Raw genomic sequence first — 21,870 nt, 5'->3', positions numbered from 1 at the left:
GCAGCTGCGGCAGGCAATCTGCGACCTAGCCGGAGATCGCCGATCACAACCTGCCGGTCAGGTAGTTCAGAAACAGTAAGCCCGGTACTTGATCACGCATTGAAAAGGTCGCGGAGCTGCCGCGGCTGCGAGTGCAGGTACTGTTTGGGTGCCTTTACCGTGGCGCCCAGATGTGCTGCCGCGTGCCAGGGCCAGCGTGGGTTGTACAGTATCCCGCGGGCCAGCCCAATCAGGTCTGCATCACCGGTGCCTACGATTGCTTCGGCATGGTCGTAATCGGTGATCAATCCCGCCGCGATGACGGGCATCGAGACCGCCCGTTTGACCGCTCGGGCCAAGGGTACCTGGTAACCCGGTCCCACCGGTATCTGCTGAGCGGGATGCAAGCCGCCGCTCGACACGTTGATCGCTGCGCAGCCGCGTTGCTCCAGGGCCTGCGCGAAGGCGATAGTCTGTTCCAGATCCCATCCCCCTTCCACCCAGTCAGTGCCGGAAACCCGTACAGAGACAGGGAACGTAGCCGGAACGGCAGCGCGCACTGCCTCGAAAATTTCCAGTGGAAAGCGCATCCGGTTTTCCAGTCCTCCTCCGTACTCGTCATCTCGCCGGTTCGACAACGGGGACAGAAACTCGTGCAGCAAATAGCCATGGGCGGCATGTATCTGCACGACATCGAGTCCCAGTCTTACCGATCGGCGTGCCGCATCCGCAAATGCGTCGCGCACGGCGCTCATCGCCGGCCGATCCATCGCCAGAGGCGGCTGCTCATCCGCGAGGAACGGAACCGGGGAGGGTGCCACCGTCTGCCAACCATTGGGATTGCCGGGCGCAATCTGCCTGCCCCCGAGCCAGGGCAAGTCCGTGGATGCCTTGCGGCCGGCGTGAGCCAGCTGAATGGCGATCGGCATATCCGACCACTTCCGGATGGCTTCGAGGGTACGCGCCATCGCCGCTTCGGTCCTATCGTCCCACAGGCCGACATCGCCATAGCTGATGCGGCCTTCCGGTACTACGGCGGTTGCCTCGATGGTGAGGAGCCCGGCACCGGAAAGCGCGAGTTGCCCCAGGTGGATCAAGTGCCAGTCGGTCATGCAGCCGTCGATGGCCGAATACTGGCACATCGGTGCGATCACAATGCGATTGGAGAGGGTTAGTGAGCCGACTGTCAGAGGCTCGAATAGTTTTGGTGAGCTCATGGCTGAAACTTCGTGTTGCGAATAATGCGGCTCTGATGAATCCGCGTGCTCGTGATGCCTGTGCCCGGCTTAATCTATCGGCTCGGGGTATTCATCCACATTAAAGGTCGGTACCAACCGTACGGTTGTCAAAATTGCATAAACAATCAGGCCGAACGTTATTTTCAGCATGGAACACCCCGTTGGAAAGATCGAGACCGCCAATGCTGACAGGGGTGAATAGACCCGCCAAATGTCGGCTCTCCTGCACTCGAATACCTGAAAGTGCTTGCGCCTGGTCGTTCTCATTGATGAGAATGTGCCTTACCTGATCTTTGGCCGATCACTCTGTGCAGGGTTTTCGGCGGGCCGGGGCAGCCTGAAGGATGATTGGCCGCCCGCTACCATTGGGTGGGTCCTTAGCGTTCCGCGGATTCTTTAAAAGTCCTGGACCGTCGGTCGCAGTACGATTTCATTGATATCTACATCGGCGGGCTGCTCGATGGCGTACGCTATGGCGCGCGCAACCGAATCCGATGAGATGGCCAGCTGATAGAAATCGCCAACCATTTCGGCACTCTCCCGGTGTGAGCTGCCGTACTTGAGCTCTGATTCCACTGCGCCGGGTTCGATGGTGGTCGTGCGGATATCGCCACCGACTTCATGCCGCAGGCCGTCACTGATCGCCCTGACGGCGAACTTGGTTCCGCTGTAAACAGTGCCGCCCGGGCTGAATACCTTGATGCCCGCCACGGAGGAGATATTGATAAAATGGCCGCTCTTCTGCCGCTGGAAGACCGGCAGCGCCGCTGCTACGCCGTAGAGCACGCCCTTGATATTGATGTCGATCATACGATCCCATTCTTCCACCTTAAGCTCGGACATCGGGGCGATTGCCATCAAACCGGCATTGTTGACAATGACGTCGAGTTTTCCATAGGCGCTGACCGCCTTGTCCACTAAGGACTGGACTTCGCTCGGCACGGTCACGTCGGTCTTCAAGTACTCAGCCTGACCGCCGGCAGCGCGGATTTCGCCCGCGATTTTTTCCAGTTTGTCGGTTCGGCGCGCGCCGAGCACCACCTTCGCACCGAAGCTGGCGAGGTGGCGGGCCGTCGCCTCACCCAGTCCGCTGCTGGCGCCGGTGATAACTACAACTTTATTCGCAATGTTCTCACTCATGCAGATTCCTCGTTCGAATTGCGTTGCTGGATAGTGTTCGCAAAGCGTAGAGATCTTGGCGGCGATCTGCCATGGCGAAAACTGCAGGACACTTGCCTAAAACTACTTGGCTGGGATCTTTGATTCGCGGAATGAGCGTAATGTCAAAGTCCACTAGGAAGCGGGTTAGGTTCGTATTTTCTTAAAAATGTCTACTAATGCTCAGCCCCAATAGCCTGCCTGCTCTGAGCTGCACACACTGGCTTTCAAGGTGCACTTTCCCCTGCAATAGCAGGGGGATGGCGATGTTCGGGAAAATTGCTACAGTGTGCTGTCCGGTTGTTTCTCAGGCCGCGCTTCGACAAATGCCGGAATCTCATTGCAGGCGAGCATGATCCGGTGGATGGCCGGGTATTCGGCGATATCCATACCGAAGCGCTCGGCGCTGTAGATCTGTGGCATCAGGCAGCATTCGAACAGGCCAGGTGTGTCGCCCGCGGCAAAAGGCGCCGGGTCCAGCTGCTGTTCCAGTGCGCTGAAGCCCTCGTGAATCCAATGGCGTATCCACTCCACTTTTTCTTCGTCGCTGATGCCGTATTCCGACTGCAGGTATTTGAGAATGCGCAGGTTCTGGATCGGCTGTATATCGCAGGCGACGTTGTAGGCCAGGGCGCGGACTCTGGCGCGCGCCAGCGGCTCTTTGGGCAGCAAAGCGGGTTCCGGGTACTGGTCGTCGAGCCACTCCAGTATGGCCAGCGACTGGGTCAGGATCTTGTCGCCGTCGACCAGTGCCGGCACCAGTCCCTGGGGGTTCAGCTTGCGGTATTCGTTTTCGCGCTGTTCGTTCTTCAGCAGGTTGACCGGGCGGTAGTCGTACTGCAGGCCTTTCAGGTTGAGGCCGATGCGCACGCGGTAGCTGGCGGAAGAGCGGAAGTAGCCGTGCAGTTCCATATTTATTCCTTTTTCTATGTTTTATGTAGGAGCGGCGGGGCGGCCATCCGCCCATGGCCGCGATCGTTGGTGGTTTATTTCTCAGATTGATCGCGGCCATGGGCCGCTCCTACGGTATTTTTTCGTCATTCCGGCGCAGGCCGGAATCCAAGCGCCACGGAGCAGAGTATCTACAGGGGGACTTGCTGAATCAATCCGGGTTTGTGTATTCAACCACCCGCTGGCTGATGGTGCCGAAAATATTCATATCGTTTTCATCGAACATGGCGATCTCAATATGGTCGCCGTACTGCATAAACGGCGTGACTGCCCTGCCGTCGGCAATTATCTCCAGCATGCGCACTTCCGCCAGGCAACAGGAGCCGGAGGAGCGGTCCACATTGGATACGGTGCCCGAGCCGATAATGGTGCCGGCACCCAGAGGGCGGCTCTTGGCCGCGTGGGCGATCAACTGCGGGAAATTGAATGTCATATCAACGCCCGCGTTGGGCGAGCCAATCTTTTCGCCGTTCAGCATTGCGTGCAGCGGCAGGTGGACCTTGCCGTCCCGCCAGTGGTGGCCCAGTTCATCCGGCGTTACGGCGACCGGCGAGAAGGCGCTCGAGGGTTTGGACTGGTAAAAGCCAAAGCCCTTGGCCAGCTCGCCCGGAATCAGGTTGCGCAGGGACACGTCGTTGACCAGCATCAGCAGGCGGATGCTGTCTTCGGCCCGGCTCGCACCGGCGCCCATCGGCACATCGCCGGTGATCACCGCCACCTCGGCCTCGAAGTCGATACCCCAGTCGGTGCTGGCCATGGCGATATCCTGGGTGGGCGCGAGGAAGGTGTCCGAGCCGCCCTGGTACATCAGCGGGTCCGTCCAGAAGGAAGCCGGCATCTCAGCGCCGCGGGCCTTGCGCACCAGTTCCACATGGTTCACATAGGCGCTGCCGTCGGCCCAGTGAAAGGCGCGGGGCAGGGGGCTGTGACACTCATTGGCATCGAATGAAAAGCTGGTGACTTCGTTTTGTTGCAGCGCATCGAAGCGGGCCTGCAGTTTCGGCTGTGTGATTTCCCACGCGTCCAGGGCCGCCTGCAGGGTCGGCGCTATGTCCGCGGCGCCGCAGTAGCGGCTCAGATCGCGGGAGACGACGATGAGTTCGCCGTCGCGGCCGCGGTTCAGGGAGGCGAGTTTCATTCCTTTTCGATCCTCTTTTTCTCCATAGCCCCGCCGCTCCTACAGGAAACTATTTATTTTGCTTTCCACGAGTCCACGTATTCCTGCAGCTCCACCGCATGGGCGTCCGGCAGTATGTCCCAGGGCGTGCGGCTGTCGAGCATCACGGCCACCTCGTCGGTCTCCTTCTTGGCGTGCTTGGCGCCCGCGGCGAAGGCCTTCGGGTGCGGCCCGTGGGTAAAGCCCATCGGGTGCAGGGTCAGCATGCCCGGGTAGATATTGTCGCGGCTGAAGAAGTCGCCCCGGTGATAGAAGATCAGTTCATCGAAATCGTCGTTGTTGTGGAAGAAGGGCACTTTCAGGGCCCCGGGGTCGCTCTCGATCGGGCGCGGCGCGAAGGTGCAGACCACGAAGCCGCGCGCCACGAAAGTGGTGTGCGCCGACGGCGGCAGGTGATAGCGGTGGCTCATCAGCGGGCGTATGTCGCGCCAGTTGATCCGCACTGCCAGATTGTCGCCCTTCCAGCCGACCGCATCCAACGGATTGAACGGAAAGGTGATGGTGGAGACCTGCTGGCGGGCCTTCACCTTCACCTGCCACGCGTCCTCGCTCTGCTGCGCGCGGAACTTGTCGTCTATGTTCGGCACATCCAACATGGCCGGGTCGAAAATCGCATGCGGGCCGACCAGACCCTTGTCCGGCAACTGAAAGTGGCTGCCGGTGGCTTCCACCATCAGCAGTTCCAGCGGTTCGTCGGCATTGGGTGCCAGCCGCCACATGGTGCCGCGGGGCAGCAGTATGTAGTCGCCGTCGCGTATATGCAGGTGGCCGAAATCGCAGTAGAGATCGCCACTGCCGTTGTGTACGAACAGCAGCTGGTCGCCGTCGGCATTGCGCACCAGGTGGTCCATCGCGTCGTGGCAGGTCCACAGGGCCACCAGGCTGTCGCTGTTCTGCAGTATCGGCTTGTAGTCCCAGGGGCAGTTGCTGTTGTGGGCCATCCTGGTGCTGTCGAAGGCGTGGGGGCGCAGCGGCCCTTCGAAATCGCTCCAGCCGGTCGGCGGGTGGCGGTGATAGAAGTGGGTGGCGGGGCCGAAGAAGCCCTCCTTGCCCATCTCCCGCTCATAGGTGTTCGGGGGAAAGTCCGCGTGGGCCTGCCGGCTGGTTTCCCCCTCTACACGGGGAAAGTTGATCCAGTTTTTCATCGGGCTCTCTCGCTCTTCATGAAGCGGCGGCGGTTGCCGGTCAGAAAGTCATCGATTGCTGCCGAATCGGCCGCGCAAATATTTTGCGCGGTAACGGGCTTTCGATACCAAAAATGGCGCGCAAAGCCGTATAATGCGCGACCGATTTTGTCTGATGACCCGCACCTTCCTCGGAGAAAATTTCCGACGGCGGTGGTTACAATTGAAACCAATGTTAGTTACATTGGTAACCTGATACAACTCCGAGCCCTTATGCCGGAGTAAAACAGGTGAGTGAACAGCCATGACAATTGATAACAATGCGCCTCAGTTGAACGCCGAGGGAGCGGCCGTGGCGCGCGATGATTTGCGCCTGGAAAAGTTTTTGCCCTACCGCCTGTCGGTGCTGTCCAACCGGGTGAGCAATGCCATTGCCCAAGCTTATGGTGCGCGCTTTCATCTGACCATTCCCGCCTGGCGGGTAATGGCGATTCTCGGGCGCTTTCCCGACCTGTCTGCTGCGGAGCTGGTGGAACAGACCGCGATGGACAAGGTGGCCATCAGCCGCGCCGTATCGTCGCTGCTGAAGAACGATTACATCACGCGCAGCGAAGATCCGGCCGACCGCCGCCGCCAGGTGCTCAACCTGTCGGAGCTGGGCCGCGATGTCTACGCGCGCATAGTGCCGCTGGCGCAGCAGTACGAGAACGACCTGATGGCGTCGCTCTCCACCGATGAGCGCCGGCAGCTGGACAGCATTATTGAAAAGCTGATGGACCGCGCCCAGGCCTGGGCCGAGCGCGGCCTGATGGATTGATGGTTGAATATAGTTGAAGGAGTTTCGCGATGTTTGAGCACCTGAGCAGTCTTCCGCCGGACCCCATTCTGGGCCTGCTGGCCAGTTACCGCGCCGATGAAAACCCCAACAAGATCGACCTGGGGGTAGGGGTCTACAAAGATGAGGCCGGCCACACCGCGGTACTGCAGTCGGTCAAGGAGGCGGAGACGCGCCTGCTGCAGAGCGAGGAAACCAAGGCCTATATCGGCCCCGCCGGCACGCCCGGTTTCAATGCCGCCATGCAGGAGCTGATTCTGGGTGCCGATCACCCGGCACTGCTGGCCGGCCGCGTGCGCTCGGCACAGACGCCCGGTGGCTGCGGCGCACTGCGCGTTCTGGCGGAATTCACCAATCGCGCCAAGGCGGGCGCCACCATCTGGGTCAGCGACCCTACCTGGGCCAACCACGTGCCGCTGCTCGGCAATGCCGGCCTGCAGATCAAGAGCTATCCCTACTACGATCGCGCCACCAGCAGCCTGCAATTCGACGCGATGGTCGACACCCTGAAGAACGTTGGTGAGGGCGATCTGGTTCTGTTCCACGCCTGCTGCCACAACCCCTGCGGTGCGGATCTCTCCCGTGAACAGTGGAAGGTGCTGGCGGAGATGGCGCAAAAGCAGGGCTTCACGCCGTTTATCGATATGGCCTACCAGGGCTTCGGCGACAGCCTCGATGACGACGCCTACGGTCTGCGCCTGATGGCGGCATCGGTGCCGGAGATGCTGGTGGCAGCCTCCTGCTCGAAGAATTTCGGCCTCTACCGCGAGCGCGTTGGCCTTGCGATGGTGATCTACAACACCGGTGCCGAGGCGGACAAGGGCCAGAGCCAGATGCTCAATGTCGTGCGCGGCAACTACTCCATGCCGCCGTCGCATGGCGCCGCCATCGTCGAGTCCATCCTGACCGACGCCGGACTGAAAGCCAATTGGGAAGCCGAACTGACCGAGATGCGCGAGCGCATCAACGGCCTGCGCGCGGGACTGGTAGAGAGCCTGGCCGCCGCCGGCGCCGCCGGTGATTTCAGCTTTATCCAGCGCCAGAAAGGCATGTTCTCCTTCCTCGGCATTACCGCTGAGCAGGTACAGCGCCTGCAGAAGGAGTACGCCATCTATATGGTCGATTCCAGCCGCATCAGTATTGCCGGCCTGAGCAAGGGCAATATGGAGTATTTCTGTAAGGCCGTCGCCAGCGTCCTGTAAAATTCTCTACAGACGTTTATCCCGGGGCGAACAGTGGTTCGCCCCGGCAGTATCTCCCCCGCGAAGTAAGAGCCGAAAATGGAAGTTGAGGTAGATATCCCCGTGTCCGCATCCCCCGCCCAAGCCTGGACCCCGCAAAGCTGGCGTAATTTCGACGCGAAGCAACAGCCGCACTATGCATCCCCCGAACAGGTGGAGCAGGTGACCGGAGCCCTGTCCGGCTACCCGCCGCTGGTATTTGCCGCCGAAGCGCGCGAGCTGCGCCGGCAACTGGCCCAGGTGGCAGAGGGCAAGGCCTTCCTGCTGCAGGGGGGCGACTGTGCCGAGTCTTTTGCGGACTTCAATGCCAATCGCATTCGCGACACCTTCAAGGTGCTGCTGCAGATGGCGGTGGTGCTGACCTTCGCCGGCAACCTGCCGGTGGTGAAAGTCGCACGCATGGCCGGGCAGTACGCCAAGCCGCGCTCTGCGGATACCGAGACCATTGGTGGCGTCGAGCTGCCGAGCTACCGCGGCGATATCATCAATGGCATCGAGTTCACCGCCGAGGCGCGGGTGCCGGATCCGCAGCGCATGCTGACTGCCTACAACCAGTCGGCGGCCACGCTGAACCTGCTGCGCGCCTTCGCCCAGGGCGGCCTGGCGGATCTGCACCAGGTGCACGGCTGGAACCTGAGTTATCTCGAGAGCAATCCCCAGCGGGAGAAATACGCCCAGCTGGCGGAGCGGCTGCAGGATGCGCTGGAGTTTATGGCCGTGTGCGGCGTCACCTCGGAAAACACGCCGGCGATTCGCGAAACGGTGCTCTTTACCTCCCACGAGGCGCTGCTGCTCGATTACGAGCAGGCCCTGACCCGCACCGACAGCCTGACCGGCAAGTGGTACGACTGCTCGGCTCACATGCTGTGGATCGGCGAGCGCACTCGCCAGCTGGATGGCGCCCACGTGGAATTCCTGTCCGGCGTCTGGAACCCGATCGGCGTAAAAGTCGGCCCGAATATGCAGCCGGATGAACTGCTGCGGCTGATCGACAAGCTGAACCCGAACAACGAGGCGGGCCGTCTGACCCTGATCACGCGCATGGGCGCCGACACCCTCGGCGACAAGCTGCCGGCGCTGGTGCGGGCGGTACAGCGGGAAGGGCGCACGGTCGTCTGGAGCGCCGACCCGATGCACGGCAATACCGTCAAGGCCAGCAGCGGCTACAAGACGCGCGATTTCGACAAGATACTGCGTGAGATCCGCGACTTCTTCGCCGTGCACCGCGCCGAGGGCAGTCATCCGGGTGGCATTCACCTGGAGATGACCGGCCAGCACGTGACCGAGTGCACGGGCGGCGCCTGGCAGATTTCCGAGGCGGACCTGGCCAGCTGCTATCGCACCCAGTGCGATCCGCGCCTGAATGCGGACCAGGTGCTGGAACTGGCCTTCAACGTGGCCGAGTGGCTGCGCGCCGGGCGCTCGGGCTGAGCGAAGAGGTATCTACTCGCGAACGGCAGATTAGGGAGGCAGTATGGATCGGGAGCTGGATTTCTATACCGAGAGCACCATCGCCTCCTGGGAGGAGGCGGCGCCGATTCACCGGCAGATCAACCGCGACCTGCTTGAGAAGGTCGCTGCGCCGGACTTCAACGCACTGGAAGCGGACTTCGATGCCCTGGTCAGCGGTTTTGATCTGCACGGCAAGTCCGTTGTGCAGGTCTGCTGCAACAACGGCAAGGATCTCCTGTCGATCAGGAAAAAAGGCGCGGGTCGCTGCCTCGGCATCGATGGCTCGTACCTCTTTATCGAGCAGGCGAGGGAGCTGGCCCGCGCAGCCAGCTGTCCGGAAATGGAGTTCGCCTGCCACAATATTTACCAGCTGCCCGAGTACTACCGGACTTCGTTCGATTTCGCGGTAATTACCGTGGGGGTGCTGAACTGGATGCCGGACCTTCCCCGTTTTATGCAGATCTGTGCCTCGCTTTTAAAGCCAGGTGGCTGGCTGTTGATGGAAGAGCTTCACCCGGTACTGAATATGTACGAGGAGGGCGAGCCCTCTCACCTGGCGCAGTCGTATTTCGACCGGCGCCCCTTTCGCGATGACAGCGGACTGGATTACTTTACCGGCAGAAAATATCAGGCCAGGGAAAACTATTATTTTCACCATACTCTCGCCGATATTCTGACTGCGGCTATTTCCAGCCAGCTGGCGCTGCGCAGCTTCAGGGAGATGGGTATCAATGTCGGCAACTACTGTGCCGACCTGGAGAATGCGGAGTGCGTCCCACCTATGGCATTCGCAGCCAGTTGGCAGAAATCTTCCTGACTGCCGCAACGCTCGAACCCTGGAAGATTTACCTATCGATAGACGCTTAATCAAGGACGGCAATCATGTACGAGCTATTTATCGCCAACAAGAACTATTCCTCCTGGTCGCTGCGCCCCTGGGTGCTGATGCGCCAGCTGGAGATTCCTTTCGAGGAACAGCTGGTGACTTTCGAGGAGGGCGGCAGCCGGGACAAGTTCAGCAGTTTTTCTCCCACCGGGCAGGTGCCCTGCCTGATCGATGGCGATGTCTCCGTGTGGGACTCGCTGGCAATTGTCGAATACCTGGCGGAAAGCTATCCGCATGTCTGGCCGCAGGATAAGGCGGCCCGCGCCTGGGCGCGCTGTGCCGCTGCGGAAATGCATGCGGGTTTCTCCGTACTGCGGAATATCTGCACCATGAACTGCGGTGTCAGGGTGCAGCTGGCCGAGTTTCCCAAGAGCTTGCACAGGGAGATCGATCGCATTGACGATCTGTGGCAGGAGGGGCTGCAGCGTTTCGGGGGCCAATTCCTGGCTGGTCGGGAGTTCACCGCGGCAGATGCCTTCTTCGCCCCAGTGGCTGTCCGGGCCAGGACCTACGATCTGCCGCTGAGTCATACCTCCGCGGAGTACGCCGAGCGGCTGCTGGAATTGCCGGCCATACAGGCGTGGATCGCCGACGCTTTGCAGGAGCCCTGGCGCGAGAAAGAGCACGAAGAGGAACTGCGGCGCGCCGGCACCGTCGTCGAAGACCAGCGCCAGTAATCCGGCGGGATCCGGGGTGTTCTACACAGGAGAGCGCCCAGGCGCCCCCGAGTCTCTTTCCTCTGTTCACAGAGGCCTGTCGCTTGCTCCCCTGTACTGGTAATCACAATGCGGTCATACAAATAATTACCCAATAAAAGAATACACTTAAAAAGTCGTTATCAAATGAGCGTGCCCACCGCCCACTAGCTGGTTTCGTCGCCGAACCCCTGGTTGGCCAGGGCAGGGCGCTCGTCGTGAAAAGCCTTCTGCCCATCGTTCCCAGCGACGGGCGGCGGGGCGGGGATTGGCGGTGGCGGGGCAACTGGGGTTACACTCGGCCGGTTAAAAACTATTACAAGACCGTATCTAAGAGGAGATAGCCGATGCGTCAGACACTGATCGCGCTTTCCGTTGCTGCCGCCCTGGCGGCCGCGGCTGGATGTAGCAAAGAGGCCGGGCAGAGCCAGGCCGCACAGGACAACCTGCAGGCTCAACAGGTCGCAGTGGCAGAAGCCGGCAGCGCCACCGCTGCCAGCAATATCCTGCTGGCGGAGTGGACCGGGCCCTACGGTGGCGTGCCGGCATTCGACAAGATGCGCGTCGAGGACCTGAAGCCGGCCCTGGAAACTGCGATGAGCAAGAACCTGGCCGAGATCGATACCATCGCCAGCAATCCCGCGGCACCGACCTTTGCCAACACTATCGAAGAACTCGAGCGCAGCGGCGGTGACCTGAATCGCGTATTTGCCTACTACGGCATCTGGAGCGCGAACATGTCTTCGCCGGAATTCCGCGCGATCCAGCAGGAGATGGCGCCGAAGCTGGCCGACTTCCAGTCCAAGATCGTGCAGAACGATAAGCTGTTCCAGCGCGTGAAGGCGGTTTACGACCAGCGCGATTCGTCTGATCTGAACGCCGAGCAGAAGCGCCTGGTCGAGCTGACCTACGATCAGTTCGCGATCAACGGCGCAACCCTGAAGGGTGAAGGCAAGCAGCGCTATGCCGAGATCAATCAGCGCCTGGCCGAGCTCTACACCAAGTTCGCCAACAACATCCTCGCGGACGAAGAGGGCTACGACATCTTCTTGCGCAGCGACCAGCTGAGCGGCCTGCCGGAATCCTTTGTCGCGGCGGCGGCAGCACTGGCTGAAGAGAAAGGCCAGAAGGGCAACTACGCGATCGCCAATACCCGCTCGTCCATGGATCCCTTCCTGACCTATTCCGACAACCGCAAGCTGCGTGAGCAGGTGTGGAAAAACTACTACAGCCGCGGCGATAACGGCGACGAGCACGACAACAATGCGATCATCGCCGAGATACTGAAACTGCGCGACGAACGCGTCGGCCTGCTGGGCTTCGACAACTACGCCGAATGGCGTTTGCAGGACCGCATGGCGAAGACCCCGGAAAATGCCACGGACCTGATGGAAGCCGTGTGGCCCGCCGCCGTCGCCCGGGTGAAAGAGGAAGTCGCGGATATGCAGGCGGTGGCGGATGCCGAGAAGGCCGGCATCACCATCGAGCCCTGGGACTACCGCTACTATGCGGAGAAGGTGCGCAAGGCCAAGTACGACCTGGACTCCGACGAAGTGAAGCAGTACCTGCAGCTGGATAAGCTGCGCGAGGCGATGTTCTTCGTTGCCGGCGAGCTGTTCAACTTCACCTTCAGCCCGGTGAAAGCCGGCAGCGTGCCGGTCTTCCACGAAGACGTGAAAGTCTGGGAAGTGAAAGACAAGACCAGCGGCGAGCATATCGGCCTCTGGTACCTGGATCCGTTCGCGCGCGCCGGCAAGCGCTCCGGCGCCTGGGCGACCATGTACCGCGATCACACCACCTTCGACGGCAAGAAGACTGTGCTGGCCTCGAACAACTCCAACTTTATCAAGGGCGCCCCGGGCGAGCCGGTACTGGTGAGCTGGGATGATGCGAGGACCTTCTTCCACGAGTTCGGCCACGCGCTGCACTTCCTCGCCTCCAATGTGTCCTACCCGACGCTGAACGGCGGTGTGCGCGACTACACCGAGTTCCAGTCGCAGCTGCTGGAGCGCTGGCTGTCCACCGATGAAGTGATCGACAACTACCTCGTACACTACAAGACCGGTGAGCCGATCCCGGCGGAGCTGGTGGCGAAAATCAAGAAGGCGGCCACCTTCAACCAGGGCTTTGCCACCACCGAGTACCTGGCCTCCGCGCTGATCGATATGAAACTGCACACCACCGATCCGGAGGGCATCGACCCGGACAAGTTCGAGCGCGAGACCCTGACCAAACTGGGCATGCCGAAGGAGCTGGTAATGCGTCACCGCACGCCGCATTTCGGCCATGTCTTCTCCGGCGAGGGCTACGCCACCGGTTACTACGGTTACCTGTGGGCCGACGTGCTGACTTCCGACGCGGCGGAGGCCTTCGCCGAGTCCGAGGGCGGCTTCTACGACAAGGAGGTTGCCGGCAAGCTGGTCAAGCACCTGTTTGCACCGCGCAATGCGGTGGATCCGGCGGAGGCCTACCGCGCCTTCCGCGGCCGCGATGCCAAGATCGAAGCGCTGATGCGCGATCGCGGCTTCCCGGTGCCGGGTGAGAAGAGCACCACCGTGGCCGTGAAAGACTAAGGTCTTTCCGTTCCACTAAAAAAGCCGCACCACTGACGTGGTGCGGCTTTTTTTATGGTTCGGGTTTTATGGCTCAGGGTTGTTGTAGGAACGGCGGATGGCCGCCCCGCCGTTCCTACAATGCCCCATCAGCGGGCGAAGACTTTCTCGCCTTCCACCCAGGTTTCCACTACCTGCGCCTGCCAGATCTCCTGCGGATCAATGGTGAAGATATCGCGATCGAGCAGGATAAAGTCCGCGAATTTCCCCGGCTCCAGGCTGCCGATCACTTTTTCCTGGTGGCTCGCATAGGCGGCGTCGAGGGTGAAGGCGCGCAGCGCCTGTTCCAGGGTCATGGCCTCGTCGGCGCGCCAGCCTTGGTCGGGTGCACCCTGACGATCTCTCCGCGTAACGGCAGCATGAATACCGTAGAGGGGATTGGGCGGCTCCACCGGGAAATCGGAGCCACCGGCGATGCGCGTGCCCTGTTGCAGAAACGTCTGCCAGGCGTAGGCACCGGCGAGGCGCTCCTCGCCCAGGCGGTCGCCGGCCATATTCTTGTCGCTGGTGGCGTGGGTGGGCTGCATCGAGGCGATCAGATTCAGGCGCGGAAAGCGGGGGATATCTTCCGGCGTCAGAACCTGGGCGTGCTCCACGCGGTGTCGCAGTGCCTTCTGGTCCCGGGCTTTGTTCAGCGTCTCCAGGTGGTTCAGCACTATGTGATTGGCCCGGTCGCCGATCGCGTGCACGTTGACCTGGAAACCGTTATCGGTCGCCAGCTTTAGCAGCGACAGTATCTCCGCTTCCGGGTACAGCAGCAGTCCCTTTTCGCCGGGCCTGTCGTGATAGGGTTCCAGCAGCGCCGCGCCGCGGCTGCCCAGTGCACCATCGGCGGACAGCTTGATACTGCGCACATACAGTCGCTCTGCCGGCGAGCCGATATGGCCGGCCTGCAGCAGTTCGCTGAGACTGTCATTGTCGACCGAGATCATGGGATACAGGCGCAGCGGAATGGCCTTTTCGCGGGCGAGTTCCCGGTAGGCGCGCAGGGTGCTGGCATCGATACCGGCATCGTGTATTCCGGTGAGGCCCAGTGACAGGGCGAGGTCGAAGGCCGATTTCAGGGACTCCTTGTCCTGCGCGAGACTCGGCGCCGGGATGGCCTTCTCGAGCAGCGCCATGGCATTGTCGATCAGTACGCCGGTCGGCTGGCCGTCGCTCCCGCGAATGATCTCACCGCCGTCGGGCGAGCGGGTGCTTTTATCGATACCCGCACGCTTGAGTGCGGCAGAGTTAGCCCAGCCGGCGTGGCCGTCGATGCGGCGCAGCCAGATCGGCTGGTCGATATCCAGCGCGTCGAGCTGCGCGCTGGTCGGGAACTGTTTGCCGGGCCAGAGCACCTGGTTCCAGCCGCGGCCGATCAGCCATGTGTCCGGCTCAAGCTTCTCCGAAAATTGCTTGATGGACTGCAGTGTCTGCGGCAAATCCAGATCGCGCAGTTCCAGCTGTTGCTGCAGCCTGCCCAGGCCGAGCACATGGCCGTGTGCATCGATCAGCCCCGGCAGCAGTGTCTTGCCGCCTGCGTCGATTCGCTCTGCCTCAGGGTAACGACGGTTCAGCGTTGCGTAGTCACCGGCTGCGAGCACCTTGCCCTGGTCGAATACCAGAGCGTTGAACTTCTCGAGGGCGCTGTCGGTTGTCTGGTAGCCCTTGAAGTTGTGGATCAGCGTTGCCGCCTGGAGATGCCATGAAACGAGCATGAGGGACAGAAATGCCAGGCTTTGAAGAAGGGTTTGAAAGAGGCGCATAGTTGTTAGCCTTATTGTGAGCTTCGGTCGGGGAGCCGATTCGATGGTATCAGTGGATTGAAATTGCTGCCAAATCGCGTGTTTCCCCACCTTGGCGCCACGGGGCTTTACACTGTTAAGGGGTGCCGTATGGTCGCGGTGCTTAAGGGTAAGGAGGGTAGTGGATATGGCGCGCTGGCTGATCGTCGCCGGAGCAGTCTTGGTCGCAGTGGGTGTGCTGATGCACTACGCGCCGTGGCTGTTCAATTGGTTTGGGCGCCTGCCCGGAGACATACGAATTGAGTCAGAGCGCAGTCGCGTTTACATCCCCATCGTGTCGATGATCATTCTGAGCATTGTGCTGAGTGTCATTATCAATTTTTTCCGGCGCTGAAAAAAACAAATAGGCCGCGGTGCCGACACATTAGTTCAGCGGCCAGAAACTGGAGCAGGTGGAGAAGCCATCCTGCGATGACAATTCACGGATCTATCTGTGGCTGCTGTTGCTGGGAATTGTGTTCGCCGGATTTGCCAGCAACTGGGTCGAGCGGCGGCCCGTAGGCGATGGTGCAGGAGCACCATCAAATCTGGCGGGCAGGGGGGAAACCCTGTCCGCCCGGGCACTTCGTAGCAAGAGGGCGCAGCTGCGGCCACCCGGCAAAAAACCTGACCGGTAAATATTTGCCGGGTGGCCGCCGCTGTGCTTTTGGTGATGCGACCGGCGGTTACTTCCTTTTCGGAAAATGCGATGAAGGTTGGTGGCGCGGTGAAGGCCCTTCGGGAAATATTTACCGATCAGGTTTCTTCCCGAAGGCCATCACCGCGCCTCCCAGAAGCCAAGGTCCCAGCACTACTTAGCCTTTTTCCAGCAACTGATCCAGCGGCAATTCGGTGCGATAGCGCACCTGCTTCAGGGAAAAGCTGCTCTTGATATGATCGATGCCCGGCAGCTCGGTGAGCTTCTTGTCGAGGAATTCCTGGTAGGCCTGCAGGTTCGGCACCACCACCCGCAGCAGGTAGTCGAAGTCGCCGGTCATCAGGTAGCACTCCATCACCTCCGGCCACTGGCCGATCACCGCTTCGAAATCCTGCAGCTCTTTCTTCACCTGGTGGTTCAGGGTTACCTGAATAAACACACTCACCGGCAGGCCGACTTTCTCCGGCTCCAGCAGGGTGACCGCGCGTTTGATAAAGCCCTGTTCGTGCAGGTTTTTCACCCGGCGGGAGCAGGGGGAGGGAGACAGGCAGACTTTCTCCGCCAGCTCGATATTGGGGATGGTGGCGTCCTGCTGCAGAATTTCCAGGATTTTTTTGTCGATGGCGTCCAGTAAATAGGCCATTGTGCTCGTCCGTTTCTCGTCATTAGGTGGATGCACCAGGCTCCCGGCTAACTCTAGCAGGTTGTTGAAAAAGGCCATCGCGGCCTTTTTCAACCCGGGTTTGCGGCGCATGTCCGCAAACCCTCCGCGACAAATCAAGCACTTACGCGCTTGATTTGCGGCCGGGCCGTCTCTGGCCCCGCCTGGCAGGCTGTTTTACAACAGCCTGCTGGTTCCCTGGAACGGGCTCGCCGGAACCTCGCGCAATCGGGGAATGGGGCGTCAGTCGCCTTTGACTTGCATTCCCGAAATTGCTGCGAATTGAGTGATTTATTGCCAGTGCTGGTCAGTCTTTGGTGACTTGTGCCGGCATTATGCCCTAAGGGGGCCTATTTTGGTATGACCTGCTTCGCCGCGCGGTGGTAATTTTACCGACCAATAAGAAACCAAAAACGATTTAGCTGGTGAGGTAGTACCCATGGCGATGGTCGAAAGCGATCAGGAGCTGGGCTTCGATCGCGAATATTCCCTGAAGGCCGCGTTTACCCGCGATGCGGGACGCGTGTTTCTGACCGGTATCGATGCGCTGGTGCGACTGCCCATCATGCAGAAGCGCCTGGACGAGCGCGCCGGGCTCAACACCGCCGGCTTCATTTCCGGCTACCGCGGCTCGCCGCTGGGCGGCTATGACCAGGCCCTGTGGCGACACAAGAAGCTGCTGGCCGAGCGGGATATCCATTTCGAGCCGGGTATCAACGAGGACCTGGGCGCGACCAATATCTGGGGCACCCAGCTGCTCGACCACTACCGGGCGCAGGCTACCAAAGAGGGTGTCTTTGCCATCTGGTACGGCAAGGGGCACGGTGTGGACCGCAGTGCCGACGTCTTCCGCCAGGCAAATGTCCAGGGCACCTCCAAGCTGGGCGGCGTACTGGCCCTGTGCGGTGACGATCACACCGCCGAGTCCTCGATGTTCTCCCACAACACCGACCAGATCTTCGAGTCGGTGATGATGCCGCTGCTGTTCCCGGCCACCATCGACGAATACCTGACGCTGGGCCTCGCCGGCATCGCGCTGTCGCGCTTCTCTGGCCTGTGGGTCGGCTTCAAGACGATCACCGAGACCGTCGAGGCGGGCGCCTCCCTGGTGGTGCCGCAGCTGCCGCAGTTCATCCTGCCGGCGGACTTCCCGCTTCCGGCCCACGGCCTCAACTACGACCCGCACCTGAACTGGCCCGCGGAGCGCCTCGAATACGAGCGGCGCATGCTGGAAGAGCGACTGCCGGCGGCGCAGGCCTTCGCCTATGCCAACAAACTGGACAAGACTGTCGTCGAGGCGCCGCAGAAGCGTTTCGGTATCGTCACCGTGGGCAAGGCCCACGGCGACCTGCTGGAGGCGCTGGAGCTGCTGAACCTGTCCGAGCGCGACCTGCACGACGCGGGTATCTCCGTCTACAAGGTGGCCATGAGCTGGCCGCTGGAACCGCGCGGCATGAGCGAGTTCGCCGACGGCATGGAAAGATTGCTGGTCGTGGAAGAGAAGCGCCCGCTGGTGGAAGACCAGTTGAAGAAACTGCTCTACGGTTGGGCCGACAGCAAGCGCCCGAAGGTGGTCGGCAAGAAGGACCTGGACGGCACCGACCTGCTGCCGGCCATCTGGGGCTTCGGCCCGGACCGGGTGGCCAAGGCCATCGCGCGCTGGCTGGCCGATACCGAGCTGGCGGCCAAGATCGCACCGCTGGCGGAAAAGCTGGGCGGCAATGTGCCGGCCAAAGCCAGCGGCCTGCTGGCGCGCGAACCGATATTCTGTGCCGGCTGCCCGCACAACACCTCCACCAAGCTGCCCGAGGGCAGCCTCGGCAGCGCCGGTATCGGCTGCCATATCATGGCCCTGGGCAAGGGCCTGCGCACCGACACCTACTCCCATATGGGCGGCGAGGGCGCGCACTGGGTCGGCCTGCACCGCTTCTCCACTGCCGGCCATATTTTCCAGAACATGGGCGACGGTACCTACAACCACTCGGGCCTGCTGGCGATCCGCCAGGCGGTCGCGAGCAAGGTCAATATCACCTACAAAATACTGCTCAATGACGCCGTGGCCATGACCGGCGGCCAGCCCGCCGACGGCGAGGTCACCGCACCGAGCCTGGCGGCGCAGCTGCTGGCCGAAGGGGTGCGCGAGGTGATCCTGCTGAGCGAGAACCCGGATCACTGGCTGAAGCACCGCAGCCAGCTGCCGGCCGCGGTCGAGATACTGCCGCGCTCGGAACTGGACGCGGTGCAGCGCCGCCTGCGCGAAACCGCCGGCGTGACGGCGATCATCTACGAGCAGGTGTGCGCCGCCGAAAAGCGCCGCCGCCGCAAGAAGAAGCTGATGCCCGATCCGGCCACCCGGCTGCTGATCAACCACCGCGTCTGCGAGGGCTGTGGCGACTGCAGTGTGCAGTCCAGCTGTATCGCGGTGGAGCCGCTCGAAACGCAGTTTGGCCGCAAGCGCCAGGTGAATCAGTCCAGCTGTAACAAGGACATGCGCTGCGCCGATGGTTTCTGCCCGAGCTTCGTCAGCGTCGAGGGCGGTGAATTGAAGAAGCCGCCGGTGCAGTCACTGGCCGATTCCCTCGACGTGGCCATCGCCGGACTGCCGGCGGCGCCGATGGCGAGCCTCGACCAGCCGCTCAGCATTCTCGTCGCCGGTATCGGCGGCAGCGGTGTGCTGACTGTGGCCGCGCTGCTGGGCATGGCCGCGCACCTGGAGGAGAAGGGCAGTACCACGCTCTACTTCACCGGCCTGTCGCAGAAGAACGGCGCCGTGGTGGCGCACGTAAAAGTGGGCGCGCGCCCGGAGAGCATCACCACCGCACGTATCCGCGATGGCGCGGCGGAGCTGCTGCTCGGCTGCGATATGGTGACCGCGGCGGGCCAGCGGCCGAAATTTGCCGAGGGCAGGATGCGCGCGCTGATCAACACCGCCGAAGTGCCGGTGGCCGCGTTTATTCGCGACCTTTCACAGGGAGGGGAACTGGCGTTCCCGGCCGACGCGACCCAGCAGAGCATCGAGTCGCTGTGCGCGGAGTATTTCGCCTTCGATGCGAACAAATACGCCCAGGCCCTGTTTGGCGACACCGTCGCCAGCAACCTGATGATCATGGGCTACGCCTGCCAGAAAGGCCTGCTGCCGATCGGCCAGGCGGCGCTGGAGCGCGCCATCGAACTGAACGGCGTCGCCGTGGAGAACAACCTGCGCGCCTTCCGCGCGGGCCGCCTGCTGGCGGTGAATCCGAAGACGGTGGAGCAGCTGGCAGTGCCGGCGCAGCCGGTCAAGCTGGTGCAGCCGCAGGAGACGGTCGAGCAGCTGATCGCGCGACTGGCCGCGGAGCTGACCGAGTATCAGAGTGCCGGTTACGCGCGCTGTTTTACCCGCGCCATCGAGCGACTGCATGCGGCGGAGAAACTGCTGTCGCGCTCTGACGGCAGCCTGACCCGTATCGCCGCCAGCAGCCTGTACAAGGCCATGGCCTACAAGGACGAGTACGAGGTGGCGCGCCTCTACAGCGGCGAGGATTTCCAACGTCAGCTGCGCGAGACCTTTACCGGCAACTACAAGCTCAAATTCCATATGGCGCCGCCGGTGATCGCTCGGCCGGATAGCAGCGGTCGCGTGCGCAAGATGCAGTTCGGCCCCTGGATGGGCAAGCTGATGCCGCTGCTGGCCAGGGGCAAGGTGCTGCGCGGCACCGTGCTGGATGTGTTCGGCTATACGCGGGAGCGGCGCGCCGAGCGCAGCTGGGCGCGCCAGGTGGAGCGGGCGGTCAGCGCAGTTGCGGCGCAGCTGAGTGCAGACAATATGGCTGCTGCCCGGGAGCTGTTGGAGCTGCCGCTGCAGGTGCGCGGCTACGGCCATGTGCGCGAGCAGAAGTTCGAGCAGGTGCACGGGCGCTGGAATGTACTGCTGAATCTGTTTGCACGCGACGACGCGCAAGCGGAGGCGCTGGCCGCGCGTTGACAGTGCGGCAGATGGCGGTGGCACCTTGCGCCGCCATCTGCACCGCCGACGCTCAACCGGGCCGGAACGACAGAAACGGGTTGATCAGCCAGCCCAGCAGCCCGGTGACCGCCACCGGCGCTTCCACTACCGAGAAGCACAGACACTCCTGGTCCTGAGTGGCGATGGGACGGTGGACTTCACCGGGTTCGCGCACCAGGAAATCCCCCGCACTGTAGATACCGTCCTTATCCGAGAAGCTGCCGTAGAGCACCAGCGTGATCTCGCGGCCGCGGTGGTCGTGTTCGGCCACCTTGCCGCCGCTGCAGATACGGTGAAAGGCGACCTCGTGGTGGTCCTGTCCGGTTTGCAGGCGCGACATTCTGAGCGCCGGCGTTACACGCTTCCATTTCATAGGCGCATTACCGTCCACCAGCTTGCGGATAACCCGCGGCAGCCCGGCGAAGACCGGATCGCCGACGTCGCGCGGCTCGGCGACTGCGGCAATGGCCGTACCCTGTTCTTCCTTATCGATGCGCCCCATCAGGCGCTGCAGGGCATCCGCCGGCAGCGGCTGCGGTTCGCTGTCCTGGAGCAGGGAGCCGCCGACCCGGTTCATGGTCTGGTACTGCGAGCGGCACTGGGGGCACAGCTGTACGTGGGCGGCAACCACCAGGCTCAGCGCCCAGGGCAGGCTGCCCGCGGCGTACTCCAACAGCAGATTGTTTTCTGGATGGTGGCGAATCATGCTGTGACTACCTGCTCAATATCGCTTGTAACTTCTTCAATGCCAGCCGCACCCGGGATTTGACCGTACCCAGTGGCAGGCCGAGTTCCGCAGCAATCTCACTTTGCGACTTGCCCTCCATGTAGGCCTTTTCCAGTACGTGGCTCTGCTCCGCCGGCAGGGCGCGCAGGCCCGCGGCGATATCGCGCTCGTTGCGCCTGTGTTGCAGGAACAGCAACGGCTGGCTTTCCGGTGACTCATCCCAGATATCGTCCACCTCGACGCCGCCATCCTCGTGCTGCCGGTGGCGGTTGCGGCGCAGCATATCAATGCGGCAGTTGCGCATGATGGTGTAGATCCAGGTGCTCGCCGACGCCTTGCGGGCATCGAAACTGGGCGCTTTGCGCCAGACCCGGAACATCACCTCCTGCACCAGCTCATCCGCCGCTTCGGCACTGAAAGCCTGGGTGTTGCGGCTGTGGTGGAAGCCCTTGATCAGCGGGGCGAAATGGTGAAACAGCCGCTCGAACGCGGCCCGGTCGCGCTGTGCGCCGATCTGCGTTAACAGTTCGCTCCAGTCATCGTCGCGACTCTCGGGGGCCTGCACTCTTTTTCCGCCGCTGTTGAGGTGGGTTATCTGCGCCATCTTAGCGATCTTTCACTGCTTGTCGAACCCTACTACGCTCGAGAAAAAGGATTGGATCTCTGCCGCAGAAAAAGATTGTGGTGCCCGCCATTGGTGGTGCAGCGCAATCCTGTTGTGATCC

General features: G+C 61.8%; 17 protein-coding genes. 8 read left to right on the top strand and 9 right to left on the bottom strand.

Features of this window, described 5'->3' with window-relative positions; all coding sequences use genetic code 11:
* Positions 1-92: 92 nt before the first annotated feature.
* The 5 genes from RRF64_RS04420 to RRF64_RS04400 form a co-directional block, all read right to left on the bottom strand.
* Positions 93-1,196, bottom strand: coding sequence for an NADH:flavin oxidoreductase/NADH oxidase (locus tag RRF64_RS04420; RefSeq protein ID WP_323844612.1), 1,104 nt, complete (start codon positions 1,194-1,196; stop codon positions 93-95).
* A gap of 417 nt (positions 1,197-1,613) precedes the next feature.
* The gene (locus tag RRF64_RS04415) at positions 1,614-2,357 is read right to left on the bottom strand and encodes an SDR family oxidoreductase (protein ID WP_323844611.1); all 744 of its coding nucleotides are present in this window, start codon (positions 2,355-2,357) and stop codon (positions 1,614-1,616) included.
* A gap of 300 nt (positions 2,358-2,657) precedes the next feature.
* Positions 2,658-3,287 (bottom strand): maleylacetoacetate isomerase, encoded by a 630-nt coding sequence (gene maiA / locus RRF64_RS04410; RefSeq protein WP_323844610.1) that lies wholly within the window; start codon positions 3,285-3,287, stop codon positions 2,658-2,660.
* Between the two features lie 190 nt (positions 3,288-3,477).
* Positions 3,478-4,464 carry a fumarylacetoacetate hydrolase family protein gene (locus RRF64_RS04405; protein ID WP_323844609.1) on the bottom strand — a complete coding sequence of 329 codons (987 nt, stop codon included), beginning with the start codon at positions 4,462-4,464 and terminating at the stop codon, positions 3,478-3,480.
* A gap of 53 nt (positions 4,465-4,517) precedes the next feature.
* Entirely contained in the window at positions 4,518-5,648 is a 1,131-nt protein-coding gene (locus RRF64_RS04400) for a homogentisate 1,2-dioxygenase (protein ID WP_323844608.1), read from the bottom strand.
* A 283-nt stretch (positions 5,649-5,931) separates the two neighbouring features.
* Between RRF64_RS04400 and RRF64_RS04395 the strand changes: the two genes are divergently transcribed.
* From RRF64_RS04395 to RRF64_RS04370, 6 genes are all read left to right on the top strand, one after another.
* On the top strand, positions 5,932-6,444 hold the full coding sequence (locus tag RRF64_RS04395) for a MarR family winged helix-turn-helix transcriptional regulator (protein ID WP_323844607.1): 513 nt from the start codon (positions 5,932-5,934) through the stop codon (positions 6,442-6,444).
* A 29-nt stretch (positions 6,445-6,473) separates the two neighbouring features.
* Complete coding sequence (locus RRF64_RS04390) at positions 6,474-7,664, top strand: amino acid aminotransferase (RefSeq protein ID WP_323844606.1); 1,191 nt, start codon at positions 6,474-6,476, stop codon at positions 7,662-7,664.
* Between the two features lie 78 nt (positions 7,665-7,742).
* Positions 7,743-9,134, top strand: coding sequence for a class II 3-deoxy-7-phosphoheptulonate synthase (locus tag RRF64_RS04385; RefSeq protein WP_323844605.1), 1,392 nt, complete (start codon positions 7,743-7,745; stop codon positions 9,132-9,134).
* A 43-nt stretch (positions 9,135-9,177) separates the two neighbouring features.
* A complete protein-coding gene (locus RRF64_RS04380; RefSeq protein WP_323844604.1) occupies positions 9,178-9,972 on the top strand; it encodes a class I SAM-dependent methyltransferase in 795 nt (264 codons plus the stop codon).
* Positions 9,973-10,037: 65 nt separating this feature from the next.
* Complete coding sequence (locus RRF64_RS04375) at positions 10,038-10,718, top strand: glutathione S-transferase family protein (RefSeq protein ID WP_323844603.1); 681 nt, start codon at positions 10,038-10,040, stop codon at positions 10,716-10,718.
* Between the two features lie 365 nt (positions 10,719-11,083).
* Positions 11,084-13,309 carry a M3 family metallopeptidase gene (locus tag RRF64_RS04370; protein ID WP_323844602.1) on the top strand — a complete coding sequence of 742 codons (2,226 nt, stop codon included), beginning with the start codon at positions 11,084-11,086 and terminating at the stop codon, positions 13,307-13,309.
* Between the two features lie 128 nt (positions 13,310-13,437).
* Here the strand turns inward: RRF64_RS04370 and RRF64_RS04365 are convergent, their stop codons facing one another.
* The gene (locus RRF64_RS04365; protein ID WP_323844601.1) at positions 13,438-15,048 is read right to left on the bottom strand and encodes an amidohydrolase; all 1,611 of its coding nucleotides are present in this window, start codon (positions 15,046-15,048) and stop codon (positions 13,438-13,440) included.
* Between the two features lie 214 nt (positions 15,049-15,262).
* Between RRF64_RS04365 and RRF64_RS04360 the strand changes: the two genes are divergently transcribed.
* Complete coding sequence (locus RRF64_RS04360; RefSeq protein WP_323844600.1) at positions 15,263-15,469, top strand: DUF2905 domain-containing protein; 207 nt, start codon at positions 15,263-15,265, stop codon at positions 15,467-15,469.
* A gap of 460 nt (positions 15,470-15,929) precedes the next feature.
* Here RRF64_RS04360 and RRF64_RS04355 read toward each other — a convergent pair whose 3' ends face one another.
* Positions 15,930-16,415 carry an Lrp/AsnC family transcriptional regulator gene (locus RRF64_RS04355; RefSeq protein ID WP_323844599.1) on the bottom strand — a complete coding sequence of 162 codons (486 nt, stop codon included), beginning with the start codon at positions 16,413-16,415 and terminating at the stop codon, positions 15,930-15,932.
* Between the two features lie 457 nt (positions 16,416-16,872).
* Between RRF64_RS04355 and RRF64_RS04350 the strand changes: the two genes are divergently transcribed.
* Positions 16,873-20,397, top strand: coding sequence for an indolepyruvate ferredoxin oxidoreductase family protein (locus tag RRF64_RS04350; protein ID WP_323844598.1), 3,525 nt, complete (start codon positions 16,873-16,875; stop codon positions 20,395-20,397).
* A 52-nt stretch (positions 20,398-20,449) separates the two neighbouring features.
* Here RRF64_RS04350 and RRF64_RS04345 read toward each other — a convergent pair whose 3' ends face one another.
* Together RRF64_RS04345 and RRF64_RS04340 are read right to left on the bottom strand one after the other, a co-directional pair.
* Complete coding sequence (locus RRF64_RS04345) at positions 20,450-21,124, bottom strand: ChrR family anti-sigma-E factor (RefSeq protein WP_323844597.1); 675 nt, start codon at positions 21,122-21,124, stop codon at positions 20,450-20,452.
* Between the two features lie 7 nt (positions 21,125-21,131).
* The gene (locus RRF64_RS04340) at positions 21,132-21,749 is read right to left on the bottom strand and encodes a sigma-70 family RNA polymerase sigma factor (protein WP_323844596.1); all 618 of its coding nucleotides are present in this window, start codon (positions 21,747-21,749) and stop codon (positions 21,132-21,134) included.
* Positions 21,750-21,870: the final 121 nt, after the last annotated feature.

The sequence above is a fragment of the Microbulbifer magnicolonia genome (assembly GCF_035117725.1).
Classification (GTDB): domain Bacteria; phylum Pseudomonadota; class Gammaproteobacteria; order Pseudomonadales; family Cellvibrionaceae; genus Microbulbifer; species Microbulbifer magnicolonia.
This window is presented reverse-complemented; position numbering and strand designations above follow the sequence as displayed.